At 40.1% G+C, this 19,836-nt stretch carries 9 protein-coding genes; all 9 read right to left on the reverse strand.

Going from position 1 to position 19,836, the window contains the following annotated elements; translation table 11 throughout:
* Positions 1 to 9: 9 nt before the first annotated feature.
* Entirely contained in the window at positions 10 to 1,041 is a 1,032-nt protein-coding gene (gene cas1c / locus NQ536_RS08130) for a type I-C CRISPR-associated endonuclease Cas1c (RefSeq protein WP_004853855.1), read from the reverse strand.
* Complete coding sequence (gene cas4 / locus NQ536_RS08135; RefSeq protein ID WP_004853854.1) at positions 1,038 to 1,703, reverse strand: CRISPR-associated protein Cas4; 666 nt, start codon at positions 1,701 to 1,703, stop codon at positions 1,038 to 1,040. The genes cas1c and cas4 overlap by 4 nt, the downstream gene beginning before the upstream one ends.
* On the reverse strand, positions 1,703 to 2,614 hold the full coding sequence (gene cas7c, locus NQ536_RS08140; protein ID WP_004853852.1) for a type I-C CRISPR-associated protein Cas7/Csd2: 912 nt from the start codon (positions 2,612 to 2,614) through the stop codon (positions 1,703 to 1,705). The genes cas4 and cas7c overlap by 1 nt, the downstream gene beginning before the upstream one ends.
* Positions 2,615 to 4,360 (reverse strand): type I-C CRISPR-associated protein Cas8c/Csd1, encoded by a 1,746-nt coding sequence (gene cas8c / locus NQ536_RS08145; RefSeq protein ID WP_004853850.1) that lies wholly within the window; start codon positions 4,358 to 4,360, stop codon positions 2,615 to 2,617.
* Entirely contained in the window at positions 4,357 to 5,019 is a 663-nt protein-coding gene (cas5c, locus tag NQ536_RS08150; protein ID WP_004853848.1) for a type I-C CRISPR-associated protein Cas5c, read from the reverse strand. Before cas5c ends, cas8c begins: the two co-directional genes overlap by 4 nt.
* A 209-nt stretch (positions 5,020 to 5,228) precedes the next feature.
* Positions 5,229 to 7,370 carry a CRISPR-associated helicase/endonuclease Cas3 gene (locus NQ536_RS08155; RefSeq protein WP_004853847.1) on the reverse strand — a complete coding sequence of 714 codons (2,142 nt, stop codon included), beginning with the start codon at positions 7,368 to 7,370 and terminating at the stop codon, positions 5,229 to 5,231.
* A gap of 232 nt (positions 7,371 to 7,602) precedes the next feature.
* Complete coding sequence (locus NQ536_RS08160) at positions 7,603 to 8,274, reverse strand: 3'-5' exonuclease (RefSeq protein WP_044998395.1); 672 nt, start codon at positions 8,272 to 8,274, stop codon at positions 7,603 to 7,605.
* 193 nt (positions 8,275 to 8,467) lie between these two features.
* Positions 8,468 to 10,699, reverse strand: a complete 2,232-nt coding sequence (locus NQ536_RS08165; RefSeq protein WP_227909642.1) for an ATP-dependent helicase — start codon at positions 10,697 to 10,699, stop codon at positions 8,468 to 8,470.
* Positions 10,700 to 10,964: 265 nt separating this feature from the next.
* Positions 10,965 to 19,784, reverse strand: coding sequence for a leucine-rich repeat domain-containing protein (locus tag NQ536_RS08170; RefSeq protein WP_004853840.1), 8,820 nt, complete (start codon positions 19,782 to 19,784; stop codon positions 10,965 to 10,967).
* Positions 19,785 to 19,836 lie beyond the last annotated feature (52 nt).

The following is a 19,836-nucleotide window of genomic DNA, read 5'->3' on the forward strand; positions in this document are numbered from 1 at the left end:
CTTATCACCTCATTTCCACAAAAAAACAGGGTATCCATCAATATCCCCTCGGAGATATCTTGCCAAAAGCATTGTCTGAACATATGGCACTATTCCCCACTCAACCTTTTCCTTCAAATATGGATGTGTAATTACTTCTTTCTTTTTATTTTGCCACTCCACCAATACCTTTTTTCTTGCATTATCACTTAGTAATACTGCCCCATTTTCTTTTTTAGAAAAATCCTTTCCTGTTATTATCCTTTTATTTATAAGTGACAGAACAAACCTATCTGCATAAACCGCTCTAAATTCCTCAATTAAATCTAACGCCAACGAAGCCCTGCCAGGTCTATCCGTATGTAAATACCCTATATACGGATCCAACCCTACAACTTCCAAGGCCGATGCAATCTGATTGGTCAATAATGTATAAACAAATGACAGCATAGCATTTATATTATCTTGAGGAGGTCGTTTATTTCTTACTTGAAACACAAAATCTCTTTTTTGCTGTAATATAAGCTCATTGAACACCCCAAAATAAATACTTGCCGCCTCTCCCTCATATCCTCTTAATTCATCATTTGACTTAGCACCTCTTATTAATTCCAAGGAATTTTTTAAATGTAATGATGCGCGTTTCACCCGTTCCGCATCTATCTGCATCGCATGATCCCTAATAGCCCTCTCCAAAACCCATCGTGCATTATATACTTTACCCAATATACAACTTTTGGAAATCTCTAGGCTTTTTTCTGCATCTAATGAGCTATCATATTGTTGTCTCCGCAAAATAACATTTCCCTTTACTTTTCCCGTTATACGAGCTAGAAATTTTCCTTGAGGAGTTACATAACATAATGAAATATTCCGATCTGCACATGCGCCCATAAGTGCCGGACTTGTTCCTTTATACCCAAACACAACTATCCCATCCAAATTATGCAAAGGCAATCGGCCAATCTCTAGGCTATCTTGATATACTACAACAGTTTCTCCTTCTAACCCCAAATAACCATTTTCAGATGTTACATAAAGTGTATTTAATAATTTTTTCATTCAACATTATCTCCTAACATCTGTGATATATAATTTTTTACTGATCCAGCTTTATTTAATCTTGGCAAACAAATGTCTTTCAATGAGCAAGAATTACATGATTTGCTTTGTTTTACCTTGGGAGTATACCCTCTCTTAAAATAATCATGCATCTCTTCAAACATTTTAGTTGCCATATCTCTTAGCTCCTGAGAAACCTGCACAACTTCTCTTCTTCTTGTTTCTCCATAATATATTGCGCCCTCTTCTATTTGTGTAGAAAACATCTCCTCTAGGGCCATTGTCTGTACTACTAATTGAAGTTTATCCTCCTCCGACACCTTGGGCTTTCCTTTTTTATACTCAATTGGATATATGCTATATAATCCACGATGCCCACGTAGAGAAACTCCATCATCACACTTATGGAACTCAACAATATCACACTCCCCTACTGCACCCAGTTTCCTGGATGCAATTGGAAGTGCTCTCACTATAAGTACATCTTTTCTCTTCTCCGTAATATATGGATCATGAGCTTTCTTATGCATAAGCTCACCTACTGCAGTATGATAATTTTCAGACCACTGCTGCTCTATATGTATGAGTGCCCATTGGCGTCTGCAAAACTTAAAATGCTGTATACCAGATATCATCAAATACTCTTCTTCTGCGTACTCCATTAAACCATCCTTTTTACCTCTACTGAGTCTGGAATATTATCATTATGTATCTCTACAATATAATCCTGATATCTTCTTGGATATTCAATACCATCCATCTTCTTAACTTCAACAGAATCAAACAACTTATATGCTGGACAATCACCAAGTTCTTTACTGTGCTTAAATACTATCAACTCACGCACAGCCATCTTGCCTCTAGCGGCAGAATGATCATTTTCAAACATATTGATAAGTGCATCCCATAGTAAATCAAGATCCTCTTCTGAAAATCCCGTTACCTTTCTTGCAAGATTTGCTGATATATATCCCTCCAAACGATATAACCCATATGGTACAATACTTTTTCTTCCCATCTCTGTACTCTTGTTTTCAGCATCCTTTTCAGTTGTAATTGCAACTCTGGTAATTGTAACTTCCTGACTGATAATTGGATCTATGCTCCTAGCAAATCCTAACTGTACCGGTCCCCTGACCTGTCCGCAATTCAATGAGGCTTTAACAAACGTAGTCATAACTGCTCCAAATGTCCTAATATCATAAAAATTCTCGCACATATAATCTCTCAATTTTCTATCAACATCTGGATCTGACTTTTTTAATTTCTTTATTTCTTCCGTAAGTTTTTTGTCTTCAGTCTCCTCAACCCCTAAACTTTTACAAGCATTTCTGTCACTCTTATTTAATGGCACATCCTCTTTTATATATATTCCATATCCCTTTTCATCTTCTTTAACAGTTTCAACATAATTACGTATTTTCCGTTTTATACAAACATCTGTAACCAAACCCAATCCACTCTCAGGATCAATTCTTGGCATATTGCCAGCATCAGGATCTCCATTTGGATTTCCATTCTCAACATCAAATAACACTACAAATTCATATCTGTTTTTTATTACATCACCCATTTATTTATCCTCCTTTTTTTCGTACCTTTTCTGAACCTGATGGTAATATCCAAGCATGAATTTTCCCTGTTCTTCAAGAGATAATCGTCTTGGAAATCCTATCTGTGTTTCAGCCATGTTTAATTTTCCCATTAACTCTGTTATCGTTTTCTCATACTGAATTTTTAATCCTGTTGAACCTCTTTCAATTTTCTTCATATGACTATTTTTTAACTTAATCAAAATTGGAAAAACTGACGCTGGTGTTGCACATGCTGAATTAAAATATCGATCTTTGATAGTTGAATTAATTCCTGGATTTGCATCCTTTTGAATCAATTCAAGTACCGCGAACAACCTTCCAAGTACATATGCCTGTTCATTACAATTTTCATTCAATCCCATGTACTTTTCTCCCTCCTTCATATTATAATTTTTTATTAAATACGCTTTTACAATAGCTGCCCTTCCGTAAGTTATACCACCTTGCTCTGCACGTATTCTTGCCAGCACTTCGGTATATAAACCTGTAGGATACCTGTCATCCATCAATATATCCCTTAATACCAATGATGCCATGTTTGATACAAGTTTTTTATCTTTCAATTTATTGTTTCCAGTTTCCATCAGCATCTCTTGAATACTCAAATACTCTTTTTCCCACTCAGGTTTAACTATTGCCATTCTTTCATAATGATCTGATAAATTCTTCAATATATTACCAAATGAATTCTCGTAGAAAAATCGAATAGACAATCTCGCAGCATTAGGCGCAAGACACAAAATATAAAACCTTTGATTTAAATCAATTTTTACATCATCTATATCCACTGCTAGTCCATTCTTCAAATTTCCAAAAATCTTTTCCAATTCCTTTTGATTATCTATGTTAGAGTTAAAAAAGTTTTTAAGCATATCCTGATACTGGGTTTGTGCCGATTCAGCCCAGTATACAACCATTGAATCTCCCAATTGAAAAGTATATTTCTTTTCAGAAAGAAGATAATTCAGCGCTGTTGTATAAGCAAATTCTGCATACTTACCTACTGGCGCATTATAACTCTGTTCCTTTCCATAGGATTCAAATGCTGGAGCATTAAACGAAACCAAAGCTGCGCCACTGGACTGAGCTCCTGGCACTCCTTTTATACCTCTATGAATTCTTGATATTTCTGATTTTTCCCCTGTTACAAGGCATATACCATCAACTAAACCTGAATTATTTTCTTGATATATATGCCATATCTTTTTGATTTCTTCATCTTCCTGGGCATACTCACTTTCCAAGCAAAATATCAAGTTTCCACCATCAGTCAACTCTTCCCAATGTGCTTTAATAACCGGATTAACATCTGCATTATCTGGATTCCATGTTTCAAAATACCTGATAATTGCTTTTGCCATTCTTCCCTCTGAATCCTGCAATATGCTACAATGTTTATCTCTCGCAGCCATAAAACATTCTTTTATTCTTTGACTTGTACCTTTACTGTCTATCCCCAACATATATTTTGAATTGTCACACAAAAAATTTGCCGATATGCCTGAAGATCTTACCACCATCTGTGGGACATGCATCTGTTTGGGAACCCAAACTTCCTTTTTCCCAAACATTTCGGGTACTTTTAACGGAATAATGGCTTTTACTTGTCCATCTTCATTCAGATCTATAGCACAAGATACTTTTGCATAACACCACCCCATACGTGGCACTTTCCCTTTTTCTGCCAAACTCTCGTAGTATTGCATTAGAGACTGTAATATCATCTGATCACCTCACAATCCCTCAAATCTAATACTCCTCTTTTCATGATAGCCCTATAAAACATAGGCTGTATATTGTTTCTATCGCTATAATCAAGATCGTATAACATAAACCCTAAATCTTTCTCTGGAACCTCGTCATATATGGTATGTACTTCCTCCTCATCACAGATGCAAAAATTGACTGGAAATTCTCTGCATCCAAAATATGGCATATGATAGCATTCGCCTCTTTTTAATCGTCTCATTATAATATCTTTAAATTTACCCGGATTATCAGAATCATTTGCATTTTCTGTAATCTCAAAATGTGCCTCTATCACATAACACACATCTCTTAAGATCAAAGAAGCTCTTTGCACTATATCCTCCTTTGTGCTAATGTATAAAGGCTTATCTGCTCCATTGTATGCTTGCAATACATTATTTGCAGATATTTTACTCTTTACTTCATTTCGTCTTACACTCGTAAATCTTATTGGATTCTTAACATATATCTTGTCTATTACCCATTTCATTCCGGGATGCCAATATATTGCTTCCAATATCCCTCTTGCAGCCGATGGTGTTATCACATCATATGAACACCTCTCAACTTTCATCTCAGGTCTGGAAAACAATGCATAATCTCCCCAAACCTTTACTTTTACTCCTTTCCCCATTTTCTCACCTCCATCATATTAAATATATTGTATTTCTATAATAACGCATTGTGATACGTATAGCAATACAATATTTAAAACATTATTGAAATTTATTATATTTTTATATATACTAAACGTGTCTGTTTTACAGTGGATTGAAATAATAAGGTTTTCAATATGATTACCTGATGCGGTGGATATTTATATACCCACCGCATTTCATTTATTTATAAAAATATCGCATCCCCCTCATCTACCAAGCAAACTAAACCACATTCTTCTGAGTAGTATTCCATTGATGTCAATTCATAAAAATCTCGCACATCATCTGAAACGAGGCGTATTATTCCTGCATCATACAATTTCTGAAATTCTGATTTTTCACCACAATAAACCTGAACACAAAACTGTCCTGCTTTTCGCATTCTTTCTTTTGATATGCCTTTTAGCTTTATCTCATCCATCAACTCTTTTGCCTCATCTGTATTACCGACAAAAATTGTTGCCATATCCTGCTCAATTATTTTAAACTCTTTTCCGACCTTTGCATAATTATACTCAGGATGAACAAACTCACCTAAAATTTTCTTCTTATCAAGGCCATCGCCCCTGAAATGATACAGTCTCTTAAAATAATCTGATATACACTCTGGACTATCTACTATTTCATAATCACATAATACAGACTTAGCAACCTCAATCTGTTGTTTTTGATTTAACGGAATCCTGCAATTCTCAATATCAAAAATATTAACTATACTCTCAGCTTGATTTCTTTTTCCCTCTCTATTGCATCTACCTGCAGCTTGTATAATAGAATCTATTCCTGCAATCTGACGATACACATGCTTAAAGTCTAAATCCACCCCTGCCTCGACTAAACTTGTTGATACTACGACACATTTTTCTCCATTCTGCAAACACTTTCTTATTTTTTTCAAAACAATTTTTCTATGCAATGGGTACATATTTGTTGATAGATGAAACACTCCTATTCCACATAGTTCCATATAAATATCTTGAGCCATTCTCTTCGTATTTACGATACACAAAGCACAATCTTCATCTTTTAGCATACTTGTCAATTTATCTCTCGATATTGTTCCGATGTTATTGTATTTAACTCTCTTAAAATATCCAAATTGTTCATGCATCCTTGGACATAGTTCCATAAATTGTGTGTTTTCTGGAAATAATGAACCTAACGCTGGCTGTGTCGCCGTGCATAATACTATACTTGATCTATATCTAATTACTAGTTCGCTAATCATATAAATACAAGGTTTCAGATAATCAGTCGGCAACATCTGTGCCTCATCAAATATAATGACACTATTTGCTATATTATGTAATTTCCTGCATTTTGAAGATTTATTTGAGAATAACGACTCAAAAAACTGAACATTCGTTGTAACTACAATGGGTTTATCCCAATTTTCACTAGCCAATTGCATTGGCTCAAAATCTTCTCGTCCATCATAATCTACATTACAATGATTTTCCAAAACGTTCTGTTCTCCAAGTATGTCCCTGAACACCTGCGCATTCTGCTCTATAATACTGGTATATGGAATTACATATATTACACGATCCATATCATTTTCTACTGCATGTTTTAGTGCAAATGCAAGTGATGCAATAGTCTTTCCTCCCCCAGTTGGAACTGTTAGTCTAAAATAGCCTTTTTCATTCTGCCCTTCATTTAAACAATGTTTTAATATTTCTGTTCTACGTCCATTTATCGATTCTGTATTATCATTTTTCAACCATCTACTAATATGTGTTTCAAGTTTGCTCAATAATATCTTTACATTTTCCCCTGAGTTTCTATTAACATCCCCATTTTTCATAAAATACTCAGTATCAAGGAAATCTGCATCAACCAAACACGAATAAATCATTCTAAGAAAAACGCTTAAAGGAAAATCTGCATCTGAAAGATTCTGTAATATAATTGGATCTGTTTTCAATTCAGGAATCTCTATTTCATATTTATACGAACTATAATCATATATCTTTTTCTTTTCACATCTATACCTTAAACTTGAATGAATAACTGTATTTCCATAATCTGGTAACCCAGCATGGTGTCCTGCTATACAATAGCTTAATAACTGATAATACCCCCCCAATTCCATACATAGTTTTGCACCTGCTGTGGAATGATCGACTTTATCATCTGTGTTATTAATTATTTTATTTTGAAACTGCTTTGAATATTTACCAATGTCATGCAATAATCCACAACAATATCCCCAGTCTGCTTTTCCAAACTTATCAGCAAATTGAGCTGTTAACCTTGCTGTTCCTATCAGATGATCCTTAACACTTTGTTCTGAAACACCATTTATATGTGCAATATATTTCACCTTATCCCCCTACTCGTATAAATTGACTTTTATATTATTATACACCATCCCCCCATCCCTGTCCTACCATTCACTCCCGATTTTCGACCACTCATTCCAGCACCCCCTCGAAATCTACAACATTTACCATCCCTTAACCGCGATTATTACCACCCACTTACTCTGTCATTCTCTCCCATCTATCCCATTCTTCCCAAGAAGGCTGCCTTCCGGCAGCCCCCTATCGTTCATCTCAAGCCCCAACTCCGTTCCACGCTGAGAAGTCTATCAAACTTCCTATGCTCGAGGTCAGTTCTTCATGATTGAATGCCTCCAGCACACTCTTCATTGTCTTGGCAAATCTTTTCTCGTCCTTTGTGAGTGCCAGAAGATATGCGGTGTTTCTGGCATCACAGCAAGCGTCATGCTTCTGACCTGCGAAGTCTATACCTGCATAATCCACCGCCTGGGATAAAGTAATGATCCTTCCAATGCCAACCAGATCGCTGAATTCCTTCTGGAAGTCATGCCACTGTCTGAATACCTTGTCTACATCTTCTTTCCACGGTATGTTCTTCAGCTTCATTTCTCTGCGAAGCTGAAGTTCATCAGAATCGCTCCAGCCATACATGACCACTTCTTCTCCGAAACTAATGCACCACTTTATGAAAGCGTCAAATGCGTCTGCAAACACAGGACTATCCTGAAGCTTATCCATGGTTATTCCCGTGAGCTTCTCAACCTTTTTTACCACCTTTTCGTTGAACTGCGGTTTTACATACATCTTAAATGCGCCTATTTCCTCGAATTTTTCATTCATGGTAACGGCTCCGATCTCTATCACCTCATTGGTGCTTATCTTTCTCTCATTTTCATATTTGAAGTCCAACCAGTTCATCTCAAGATCTACAACTATATGTACCATTTTTGCTCCTTTCCGACACCGTATCATATTTTTTCACAATCCTAACTTTTCTCTTATGCAATTCTACCTCATTCAGTGTACTATTTTTTTCACACCGGGGTAAAACAAAAAGGGCAGCCACCAATCCGGTAGTCTGTCCCTGTCTGTTTCATATATCATTGTTCGCTGCTTTCACTGACTAGTGTTTCCTACGCTATCGGCCAAACTTTTCAAGAGCCGTCCCAATCTTCAGATTTCTCTCAGTTGCCATCTTGTCAAACTTTATGACATAGCAGCCTATATCTGTCCGCATAGCTGTTATAGTGCCCTCTCCAAATACTTTATGCATCACACGGTCACCCACTGAAAGTTCCGTATCCGAAGGGCATATCCTGGATTCATTTGCCGCTATGTAGCTCATAGCATCGTCCACCAGTCTTTTAGGGAGATCATGTGCATAGTCTATCACGTCACGGTCTATATTGAAGATGAATCTGGATGGATACCGGAAAGACTCATCATAGTTCAACCCCTCGGCATCACTGATATACAGAGCCTTCTCCGCTCTAGTGAATGCCACATACGCCATTCGTCTTTCTTCCTCTAGGCGTTCCTCTGTATCCACATGCTTACTTGGAAATATCCCCTCATTCATCCCGCACACGAACACATAAGGGAATTCCAATCCCTTTGCCGTGTGAACTGTCATCATGGACACTGTCTCTTTGTCTTTTTCACGGTCATTGTTCGTGTAGAGCGCGATGCTCTGGAGATATTCCTCCAGGGTATTCTCTTCACCTGATGTCTTCTCGTATTCATCTACAGACTGCTTGAATTCCGCCAGATTATCCAGACGCTCCTGCTCACCCGACTGTCTGAGCATCGCCTCATACCCGGTCTGATCCAGTACCTCCGTCACCAGATCTGACAGACTCTTTTCCTTATAGGTCTTCTTGAACGCCTCTATGGTATCCACAAATGCTGCAGCCCCAGTTGACTTGATCGTTTTATCCTCCAGAATGTCCAGGAGGCCGTTATACAGTGAACATCTGTGACTCTCCGCGTATGCCTTTACGAGAGCCATTCGTTTCTTGCCGAAGTTGCGCTTTGGCTCATTGATCACGCGGCGAAATGACAGATCGTCCGAATAGACTATCATTCTGAGATATGCAAGTACATCCTTTATCTCTTTTCTTTTATAAAACTCCATTCCACTGTACAGTGTATACGGAATCTTTGCCTTGATGAACGACTCCTCTATATTTCTCGATACAAAATGAGATCTGTACAGCACCGCCATCTCGTTGTACGATGCACCTTCTGAAACCAGTCTCTGTATCTCCGAGGTCATCCACTGAGCCTCATCCCCGGTCGTCCTGGAATGTATATATATAGGTCTTCTGCCCGACTCCTTATACGCCTCAAGCCTGTGCGGAAGCCTCTTCTTGTTCTTCTCTATGAGCGAGTTGGACACAGCAAGTATCTCTGGTGTTGATCTGTAATTCATATCAAGGAATATGGTTCTGGTATTCTCATGTGTCTCGTCAAATTCAAGTATGTATTCTATCTGTGCCCCGCGCCATGTATATATGGTCTGATCCGGATCTCCCACTATGAACAGATTCCTGTGATATCCACTGAGAATCTCTGCCAGCGCATACTGACTGTTGCTCACATCCTGAAATTCATCCACCATGACATACATCATCCGCTCCTGCCATTTGATCCGCTTCGTTTCATCTGTCTGAAGTATATACAATGCAATCGTTATGAGATCGTCATAGTCAAGCCCATACACCTTCTTCTGCTCATACAGATATCCTAGGAATACCTTATCCTCCACCTTCTCTGCCTTCTCATAGTCTGCAAGAAGTTTTTCGTTCCCTATCTCCGCAAGATACGGTATATGCAGCATCTGACTTTTCAGGGCTGTTATATGATCTCTCGCAGAGTCAAATGTATATGTTCTCGACTGTATATGTGCATTCTCATACACAGTCTTGAGTATCTCCTCTGTATCTTCGTCATCCATAACAACGAAGTTCTGTGGGAAGTTGATCGCATGTATGTCTTCCCTCAGCAGCTTCACACAGAATCCATGAAATGTACAGATATAGCCAGTATCACTGTCACCTATCATCTGTCTTATCCTCTTGCTCATCTCCCTGGCTGCCTTGTTCGTAAATGTGACACACAATATATTCGAAGTTGATATTCCCAGCTCATTGACAAGGTATGCATACCTATGAGTAAGCGCCTTCGTCTTGCCGGTCCCCGCACCTGCAATGATCCTCACGTATCCTTCTGTGGTTGTAACAGCATCAAGCTGCCTCTCATTGAGTGTGCTCAGATAATTCTCTTTATCTTCCATTCTGTTATCTTTCATCCCGTTATCTTCCATCCTGTTATCTTGAATCCTGTTATCTTGAATCCTGTTATCTTCCATCCCACTATCTCCCATCCTGTTATCTATCATAAAATCTTTAATATTATCTTTCTTATAATCTTCTCTAAAATCCAAATTAAATAGAATCCCAATTAAATCTCCATCAACGCCGCAAACATATGTTCAGTATAACAAATATATCCTGTACTGTCATCACCCTTTTAGTTTGTAACAATTACAAAAAGCAGGGCACAACCAACCCGAAAGCTGATCATGCCCTGCCATAAATACTGCTATGTCTATTTCTTGTAACTTATGCTACTTTTTAATACTTTTTATATATCGCATTCTTTGGCGCTGCCACACCCTTTGCCTTAATCTTAGCCATATATGACTTATAGTATTTCTTTGGTATCTTGAATGTTATCTTTGACTTTGTACCCTTGAATGCATTCTTTGATACAGTCTTGAGTTTTGCCGAACCAACTTTGACAGTGGCAAGGCTCTTGCAGCCGCTGAATGCTGATGCACCTATAGTCTTAACATTTGCGCCAATTGAGACTGCTGTCATCTTGCTGCATCCGCCGAATGCACTCTCTCCTATGGTTGTCACCTTTCCGCCAACAGTCAGTGTCTTAAGTGATGTGCAGCCATAGAAAGCGGCCTTGCCTATGGTTTTAAGCTTATTATTTACCGGCATTGCTGTGAGCGACTTACATTTATAGAATGCATAACCACCTATGGCTGTAACATTCTTGAATGCCGGAATAGTCTTGAGTGCTGTACATCCGCTGAATGCATATGTTCCTACAGAGACAACATTTGCACCTCCAGCAACCTTGACAATACTCTTGTAGTCCTTGAATGCTTTGCTGCCTATAGCTGTAACTTTAAATTTCACTCCGTCTATAGTTACAGTATCACTGATCGTAAGTATCTTGAACTTTCCATTGGTCTTGGCAACTGTTGTGCCTATAAGTCCTACAGTTCCCTTGCCCTTCAGATCAGCATTTGTAATCTTGTACTTGTATACTATGTTAGTTCCTGGCTGCTTTACTGCAAATACAGAATTCCTTACTATCTTGATCTGGAATGTCTCTGTGATAGTTCCTCTGTATTTTCCGATACCATTTATTGTAACCGTTGCAGTGCCATGTTTTTTATTGTTCGAATATGCTACCGTGTAATCAGTACCCTTTCTTAGAACCGTTCTGCCCGATGTAACTTTCAGATTCTTTAGGGTAATTGTGCTTCCAGTATATTTCTGAGGATCAAGTCCGGATACCTTTATCTTGTATTTTGGATTAGTGATATCCCTGCCAAGTGCCGGGATCGGCACAGTCTTCACATATCCGCAGACCTTACACTTATATACCTTGCTTCCGGCTGCTGTATCAGTAGGACTTGTCTTTATGCTTCCTGAGTCGAATGTATGCCTTGCCTTATTCTGGATATCCTTGCAGCTGCATTCCTTCCAGTGATATGTAGCATTGCTCTTGTATGCATCGCCATAATCATGTACATGTTCTTTGATGATTTCAACCTGTACTGGGAATACCACACCTCTGTAAGCTCTGTTCCAACCCTCTACTCCTGACCAGTCATAGTTAGTTATATCAGCAGGCTTAAAGCACAGCTTGTATGTTCCGCCATCTTCAGCCTTTGTTGTTCTGTCTGTGTACCATGTGTAGATTCCATTCTCTGCCTCCGGAAGTACTATATCAGCCAGAGTGTCATTTTCTTTTGCTGTGAGCTTGTCTATAGCCTGTGTGAACTTAGCCTCAGCCGGCTTTATCTCAACTGTGATCTCTATATGCTCTGCTCTTTCATATACATCCTCATCAGATGGCACAAATGTTGCAAGGAACTTCTTTGTTCCAACGTCGCCGACTGACTCATCAGCATTTTCCCAGATGAACATTCCGCCTTCTGCTTCTGGAATAACAGCCTTTCCTACAGTTTCTCCATATATAGCTGTCACTCCCTCAGGTACAGTGTATACAGGATCCTGCTTTCTCACATATACCGCAAGCTTCACTGATATTCTGACACTGCCGTCCTCTAACTGCTCATACGTTCCTGAGGCAGTATCAAACTTGCTCCAGTCATAGTTGACTGTATCTTTCGGTACAAAGTATGCATCGTAATTGTCTTCGGATCCAGCCTTGCCAACCAACTGTGTGCTGTCTGCCCAGCTATATACACCAAGTACTGACTTTGGAAGTGCTACATCAGCAAGTGTTTTGCCTGCATATGCGGTTCCGGCCTTTGATGCAGCAAGTGTCGGGATACCCTTCTCTATCTTCTCTATGGTAAGCGTGAATTCAGCTGTGGTCTGGTTCTGTCCTCTCACAATGATATTCACTGTCTGAGCCTCAGCAGAAGCCTTGACCGGAGTACCGTATATCTTGCCGCCTGACATCGCAAGTCCATCAGGAAGGGTCTGCCCCTTAGCAAGTGAGTATGCGACATAGCCGTTTTCAACATTCTCATCATTCTGAACCTCGATCTTTGTGAGGTCATAGAGTGGATCAAACTTGCTAGTTGTCACTCCAACCTGTGCTGTAACCTTGTCCTCAGCCTTCGCAAGAGTTATATTGGTTGCTTCCTGCTTTGCCATATTGATCACAGCATGTGTCGGCTCATATGCCACTGTTCCGCGCCACTTGACATTGTTACTTGACGTTGCCTCATTCTGTGCTGAACCATATACCACAGAATCTATCTTCATTCCGTCTATCGGTTCGCCGTCAACTGTCACATAGAAATCCATATTTCCAGCTATGTATACATTTGTATCACCGTCAATGCCTGACGTCTTCTGATAGTTAGCATTTGTTGCCGCTATGCTTATCTTTGCATCCTCACCCTTGAAGCAGTATGCCGGATACTCTGCATCAACTTTATAGTACACACTGCTGTAATTTTTCAGCACATACTTAAGATTCGGAATCGTTGTTGTGAGTACCTTTCCAACATCCGAGAAGTTGTTATAATATGTCTCTTCCAGAGAACCATAATTTACTATGATTCCACTGTTGACCATATTTCCGAATGTAAATGTAGCAGCTTCACGGTTGATGAACATTGAAGAAGCATTGATCCTTGTACTGTATGACCTGTCAGAAACCGTTGTGACGGTTCCATAGTTGTCAACTTTACCGCTGATACTTGATGCGCTGCTGTCACCAACGTACATATACTTCTTTGTATTCCAGATTCCATTGTTGACAAATGTTCCCTCTACATAAACATTGCCCTCTGAGGTCCATGTTCCGTTATTCTCAATATCTCCTTCGATGACAGCATTTGCTGTATGCTTAATTGATGCACCCTCAGCAACTTTGATCTTTGAACCAGAAGTTACATTGAGGATATCAGTCTCAATGTTCTCATCAACAGTGTATGTACCGCCGAGGACAAGTTTATCATTGAGTTTTAAGAAGAGTGAGCCATTATGTGTCACCTGGAAATTCTCTGAAAGTCCTTTAACACTCGCAGTGGTATTGCCACTGACATCATTGAAATAAATATCATTTACCTCTCCGCTTGCAGCAAGAACGATCTTACCGCTCACGATACCTTCTGTAGCCGATCTTACATTTATATTGCGTATCTTATTGTTCGTATTGCCGTATACGAATGCTTTTGAACCATCATTTGAATTGGCGCAGCTTATATAACCTGATTTCAGCTCAGCATTCAGATCTCCATCCACATTAGAACTATTTACAAATGTATTTGTTCTTCCTGCATACCATTCACCATTCAGAGTGTAATTTACATCTCCTGACACAGGTGTCCTGTGAACTCCGTAGAAGAAAGCGTACGTGCTTCTATACATCTTTGAACTATAGGCAAATGCCTCTCTTGTACTCAACACGCCTACCTCTGCATTTACATCTCCAGATACACTTCCTCCGCTTATGACATACAATTCTTCCTTACCTGTGCTTGAATAATTGTCGTCTGCATACATCATAGCTGTCTTTGTGAATGCAAAATTCATCGTCTGAACATCTGAATTATATGCGCCATAGGCCTTCTTATATATCTTTCCGCCTTCTGCAATGAAATTCACCGCAGCAGCATGTACATTATATGCACCATATATTTCTGTTCTTACAGTGCCGCCCAGCACCTTTACAGTAATATCACCCTCAACAGTTACATTTGCAGCTCCGGACTCGTTTGAACCTGCACCATACAGGGAACCTACCGTACCGCTTCTGAGAACTATTGATATATCGCCAGTATATGCATTGTCTCCATCTGTATAACCATATATCTTGCACTTCGACAGGTCGTAACTTGTCTCACCACCTATCTTAAGTGCTCTGTTGTTGTCTGCTATTCCGTCATGGTCTGCATCCATGTATATGGAAGACTTTGATGCATTTGACGGATCAGCTATTATCACAACTGAACTTCCAGCAAGATTTATCTTACTTACGGATGCGTCAGTTACCACTTTGTTGATATCGGACACTTCCGTGCCGGCAGCCTTTACTGTAAACTTTACGTTTACATCAACGGATGTTCCATTTCTTCCTGTCACAACAAATGTCACATCTGTTTCACCTGTTTCGGATGTCTTGCCTGTTATCTTGCCATCAGCAAGCACAAGTCCCTCCGGAAGCTTTGATCCGCTCTTTACTCTGTACTGCATATCTGTACCGTATGATGAAGTGGTGTCTCCTGTCACATCAAGTGCTGTGAGATCATATACAGGTTCCTCGGCTGTATAGCTTGTATCTGCTACGATCACAGGATCAGCATATTTCTTTGTCACTGCGATCTGATCTGCCACGTAATCAGCAGTTGCGCTCATAACTGTATTTGCTGTTGCGACCAGCGCCGATCCCGAATCTCCCTTTATTGGATCTCCGCCATTTATCGATACATATACTGTGTATCCCGGTACATCTGTATACTTTGCCGTGACTAAAGAATTGTTTCTTGCATATATCAGTCCCTCGTATTCCACTACCCTGCTCTGAGTTGGAATGGAAACCGAAGTTCCCTTCATATTCGTAGTACCGCGTTCAACATTGTAGTAGATTCCGGCCCACTCGCCTGCATCTACATCTTCTGCAAATTCTCCTGCCTTTACCCATGTTCCCTCATTTGAGAACTTGTCTGAAGGGCACTTGAATGTTCCTTTCTGATATACTTTTGCCCAGCTGTCTGATATCTTGACTTCATCTGTCTCAAACTCCGACTCTGCCCCTATAATAAGTACATTATTGTAACTCGTCATATACAGAGTATTTATCTTGACATCTCCATCAAACTGAGCAGACGAATTTCTCGAGAATGAAAGACTGCCGGCGGTAATCGCAGCCGTTGCTGTAAGCTTAGATTTTTCATACATCCTCAGATATCCTGTGAGCTCAAGCGGAGCCTCCACTGATACTTCAGATTCATTGTCCAAATCAAAATCATTTGCAGCAAGCTTCTCTGTAACTGTATACTTCTTGTATATCATGATATTGTCTTTTGCTGTTCTGAGAAGCGCTCCTGTGTATGTTGATGTACTTCCACTTACCAAACCACCTGTGATTACTGCACCTGTGCAGTTCTCATAAGAGATCGTACCATCTACCTGGGTATTTACAATCGCATATACCTCACCCACATTACCGCCTTTGATAACTACCGCAACCGCATCTCTTCCGCTGAAGCTCAGTTCTGAGTCAACCGCACCATATATCTTCTTTACGCTTCCTCCCAGCATAGTTATCTTTACACTGCGCTTAAATTCGCTGTCATCAACTCCAACCACAGTGTATTCTGACAGGTCTCCGCTGACTAATGGTGTCTTGTTGTCAGCCTGTCCATCCTTGTTAGAATCGATATAGATCTCTGTGATCACAGGACTTTCAGCCCCTGTTTCATCCGACGAAGCTTCCGCACTGTTCTCTGCAGCCTGCAATACAACTGATGTTCCATTCAGACTTATCTGTTTATTCTCTTCATCGACTGTTATACGTCCGTCTGTATTGTCCTGTATCTTCTGCTCTTTCGAAACAACAACATTTAGCGTGATCTGTGTCCTTGTTCCATTCTTTCCTGTTATATAGATTACTGCTTTCTTTCCATCCTCATATGCCGAGGTCGGTGTTCCAATTATAAGACCGCCATCAAGCTCAAGCCCCTCCGGAAGTATATAATCCTTGTCCATCTCATAGGTAACTTTGCCCTCTTTGCCATCATTCAGGATCACAACATCCGACATATCATACAGAGGTTTTTCTGCTGTGTATTTCTGACCGAGCACAGCTGAAGGATCTGACACTGTCTTTGATGCCTTTATCTGCTTACCCTTTGTTGAGACTGTCACTATACATGGTTTTTTCGGCATGGCAAATGTATACTTGCCTGATGTCTCTGTCAGCTCATTATCCTGAGTCTCATCACTTTCCCTAAACACTACCTTTTCAAGTGTATATCCTCTCTTGATAACCGGTGTCAGCGTCAAGACTGAATCTACATATGCATACATAGTATCCTTGTCAAGATAACAGGTGTAGCCAGGATTGCTCACTGTCACAGCCTTGTCATCACATACCAGAGTAACCGGATAGTATACATGGGCATTTTCATACAGCGTTTCGTCTGCCACTATGCCCTCTTTCATATATACAGAACCGTATGCAGAATCATCTGTTCTCTTAAATGTTCCAGAGAATTTTCCCGAGTTAAGGATATTTGCACCCGCGGTGAAATATATCCCTTCCTGAGCACTTACTGTTACTCCCTTGTTAATGACTGCATATACAGCAGATGTCGATTTTCCGCTGGCATAATTACCAAAGTAGATGTTATCAGCATTTATATCTTTATCTATAACTACTTTATCGCCGCCATAGTATACATCTCCTCCATATGTGACAATCGAATCCCCATAACCGTTGTATGCAGGACATATGTAATATCCATCAGGGAGAATACACGCCTCGTCAAATGCTACCCTTACTTTTCTGTTCTGATTCGCATTTACCTGAAAGCTTGCATTCTTCATACCTGTAAAGTCTGTATTCTCTATCTTAATATCAGCAGAAAGCTCTATGGCTGAATCATTGTTTGATCCATTGCCATACTCATTCAGAAGATATACTGTACTGCCGTTATATGTACTTTCAAAGCTGCTGTCTTTCAAAGTGACCGTTGTATTTCTGCCACTCACTTTTCCGCTGTAGCTGCCACCTGCAAGACCGCACGCTGCATAATGGATATTGGACAGATCTGCAGTCAGATCACCGATAACCGAATAACTGCTCAGGAGATTAAACTCACCCTTTCCTGCATTGGTATATGAGTCTACCACCGGATTGCCAGCCGCATCGACAATTGCCTTGTCATTTGCATACTGCATATTGACATCCAGATTCTTAGCACATGTACCTGAATATGCCACTGTACACAAGTTGCTGATGACATTCCTGATGTCAACAGATGCATTTTCTGCGAATGTAGCTGTATTCAGCACGTACAGACTGTTCTTGAATGCACTGTCTGTCAAGGTAAGATCAAAATCCCCAACAACCGTCGATGAACTGCCATTTCCCCTCAGAATATATGCATTTTCTGCACTGCAGTTGGACATATCCATCTTGAGTTTTCCTGTTATGGCACCTGAAAAATCCAATCCATACAGATAATTACCTGACTTTATATTATCCAGGATCATGTGTGTCGAACCCATAGTTGAAACGTAGTACACGCCATATGTGTAATATGAACTGCTTTCAATGTTCTTAAGCGTTATCACATTCGCATAGGCATCAGCTCCCTCCGGTGACGACTGTTCAAGCTTGGCTGAATAAATACCATACATAGAACTTGATACATTGATATTCTCTATATCGATATTTACCATGCCCTTCACGGTTCCACTGCTGAGTCCGTATACTGAATCAAATTCAGCGCCCTGTCCATCTATATCTATATCTACATCACCCAATATATCTGAATTAGAGCTACCATAGACATAAATGCCTTGTCCTTTTGCATTCTTTACTTCAAATTTGAGTTTTCCTGCAATATTTGCACTATATGCTCCGTACATATATGAATATCTGTCACTGCACTCTATGCCGTTTAATCTGATACTTACATCACCGGCTGCACTGGCACTGCTGCTCACACCATACATCGAATTGAGTGTTGTATCACTTATATCCACAGTAACACCACCCAGCGTATTAGCGCCATTGGTCACCGCATACACATATCCAAGCTTGGCATTCTTTGCCGTCAGGACAACATTGCCCTTCACTGCATAATCTTTGCCTGAGTATGTGCCATTTGTCGCAGCATACACATATCCACTGCCCTTGTCAGCCTTGAACAAACTGTTCACTGTGAGGCTGCCATCGATGGTCGATGCATACACACCGTACAGATAACCGATGTCAACTGTATTGTCTGTATCCACGTCCACGCTTCCTGTGGCATATCCTACCTGGATACCGTACACAGTTCCAGCAAATGCATTGTCGGTTATATCAATGTCAATATCCCCATCCACCTTGCTCTGCAATGCACCTTGCAGCTGGGAAACATTACAGTCTCCAGATATGTTGATCTTCATTGATCCTACAGCCTCTGACGAATATAAACATGTCGCCGCAGAAACATTTGATCCCTTGTTCACAGTTATTGAGACTGCAGGATCTGAGCCTGTGCTCTCATATTCCATGGCGCCTTTGTAGACACCCCATACATTCCCAAGGGATGCCCCGTCAACGGTGATTGAGATCGGAGTCTTAGTCTTTTCTCCATAAACGCCATATACCTGATATGGAAGTATATCTGTGCTGCCATCGATCTCAAATGCTTCCTCACCTTCATCCAGAACTCCATCCCGATCCTTATCATTGTAGACATTGAGTCTCGGCTCCGAACTCGTAGAATTCGGTGATTGCCTGATTATGACAGAATTACCATTCAGATTGATTCCTTCTACACGTGTGGTCGAGCCTTCGTAATACCTGTACTCTATACCCTTTGACAGATCTGCCGTGACAAGCGTACTGCCATCATCAGTCCCCTCCGCATAGACCGCTACGCCCTGTGCCAGACACAGAGCCGTCGCCAGCGAAAGTACAGCTATACCTCCTCTTAGCTTTCTTTTTCTCATCAATTACCCTCCCTGATAAAACTTTTGTGACCCTTCGTGATACATCTGTATG

This window comes from Coprococcus eutactus (genome assembly GCF_025149915.1).
Taxonomy (GTDB): Bacteria; Bacillota; Clostridia; order Lachnospirales; family Lachnospiraceae; genus Coprococcus; species Coprococcus eutactus.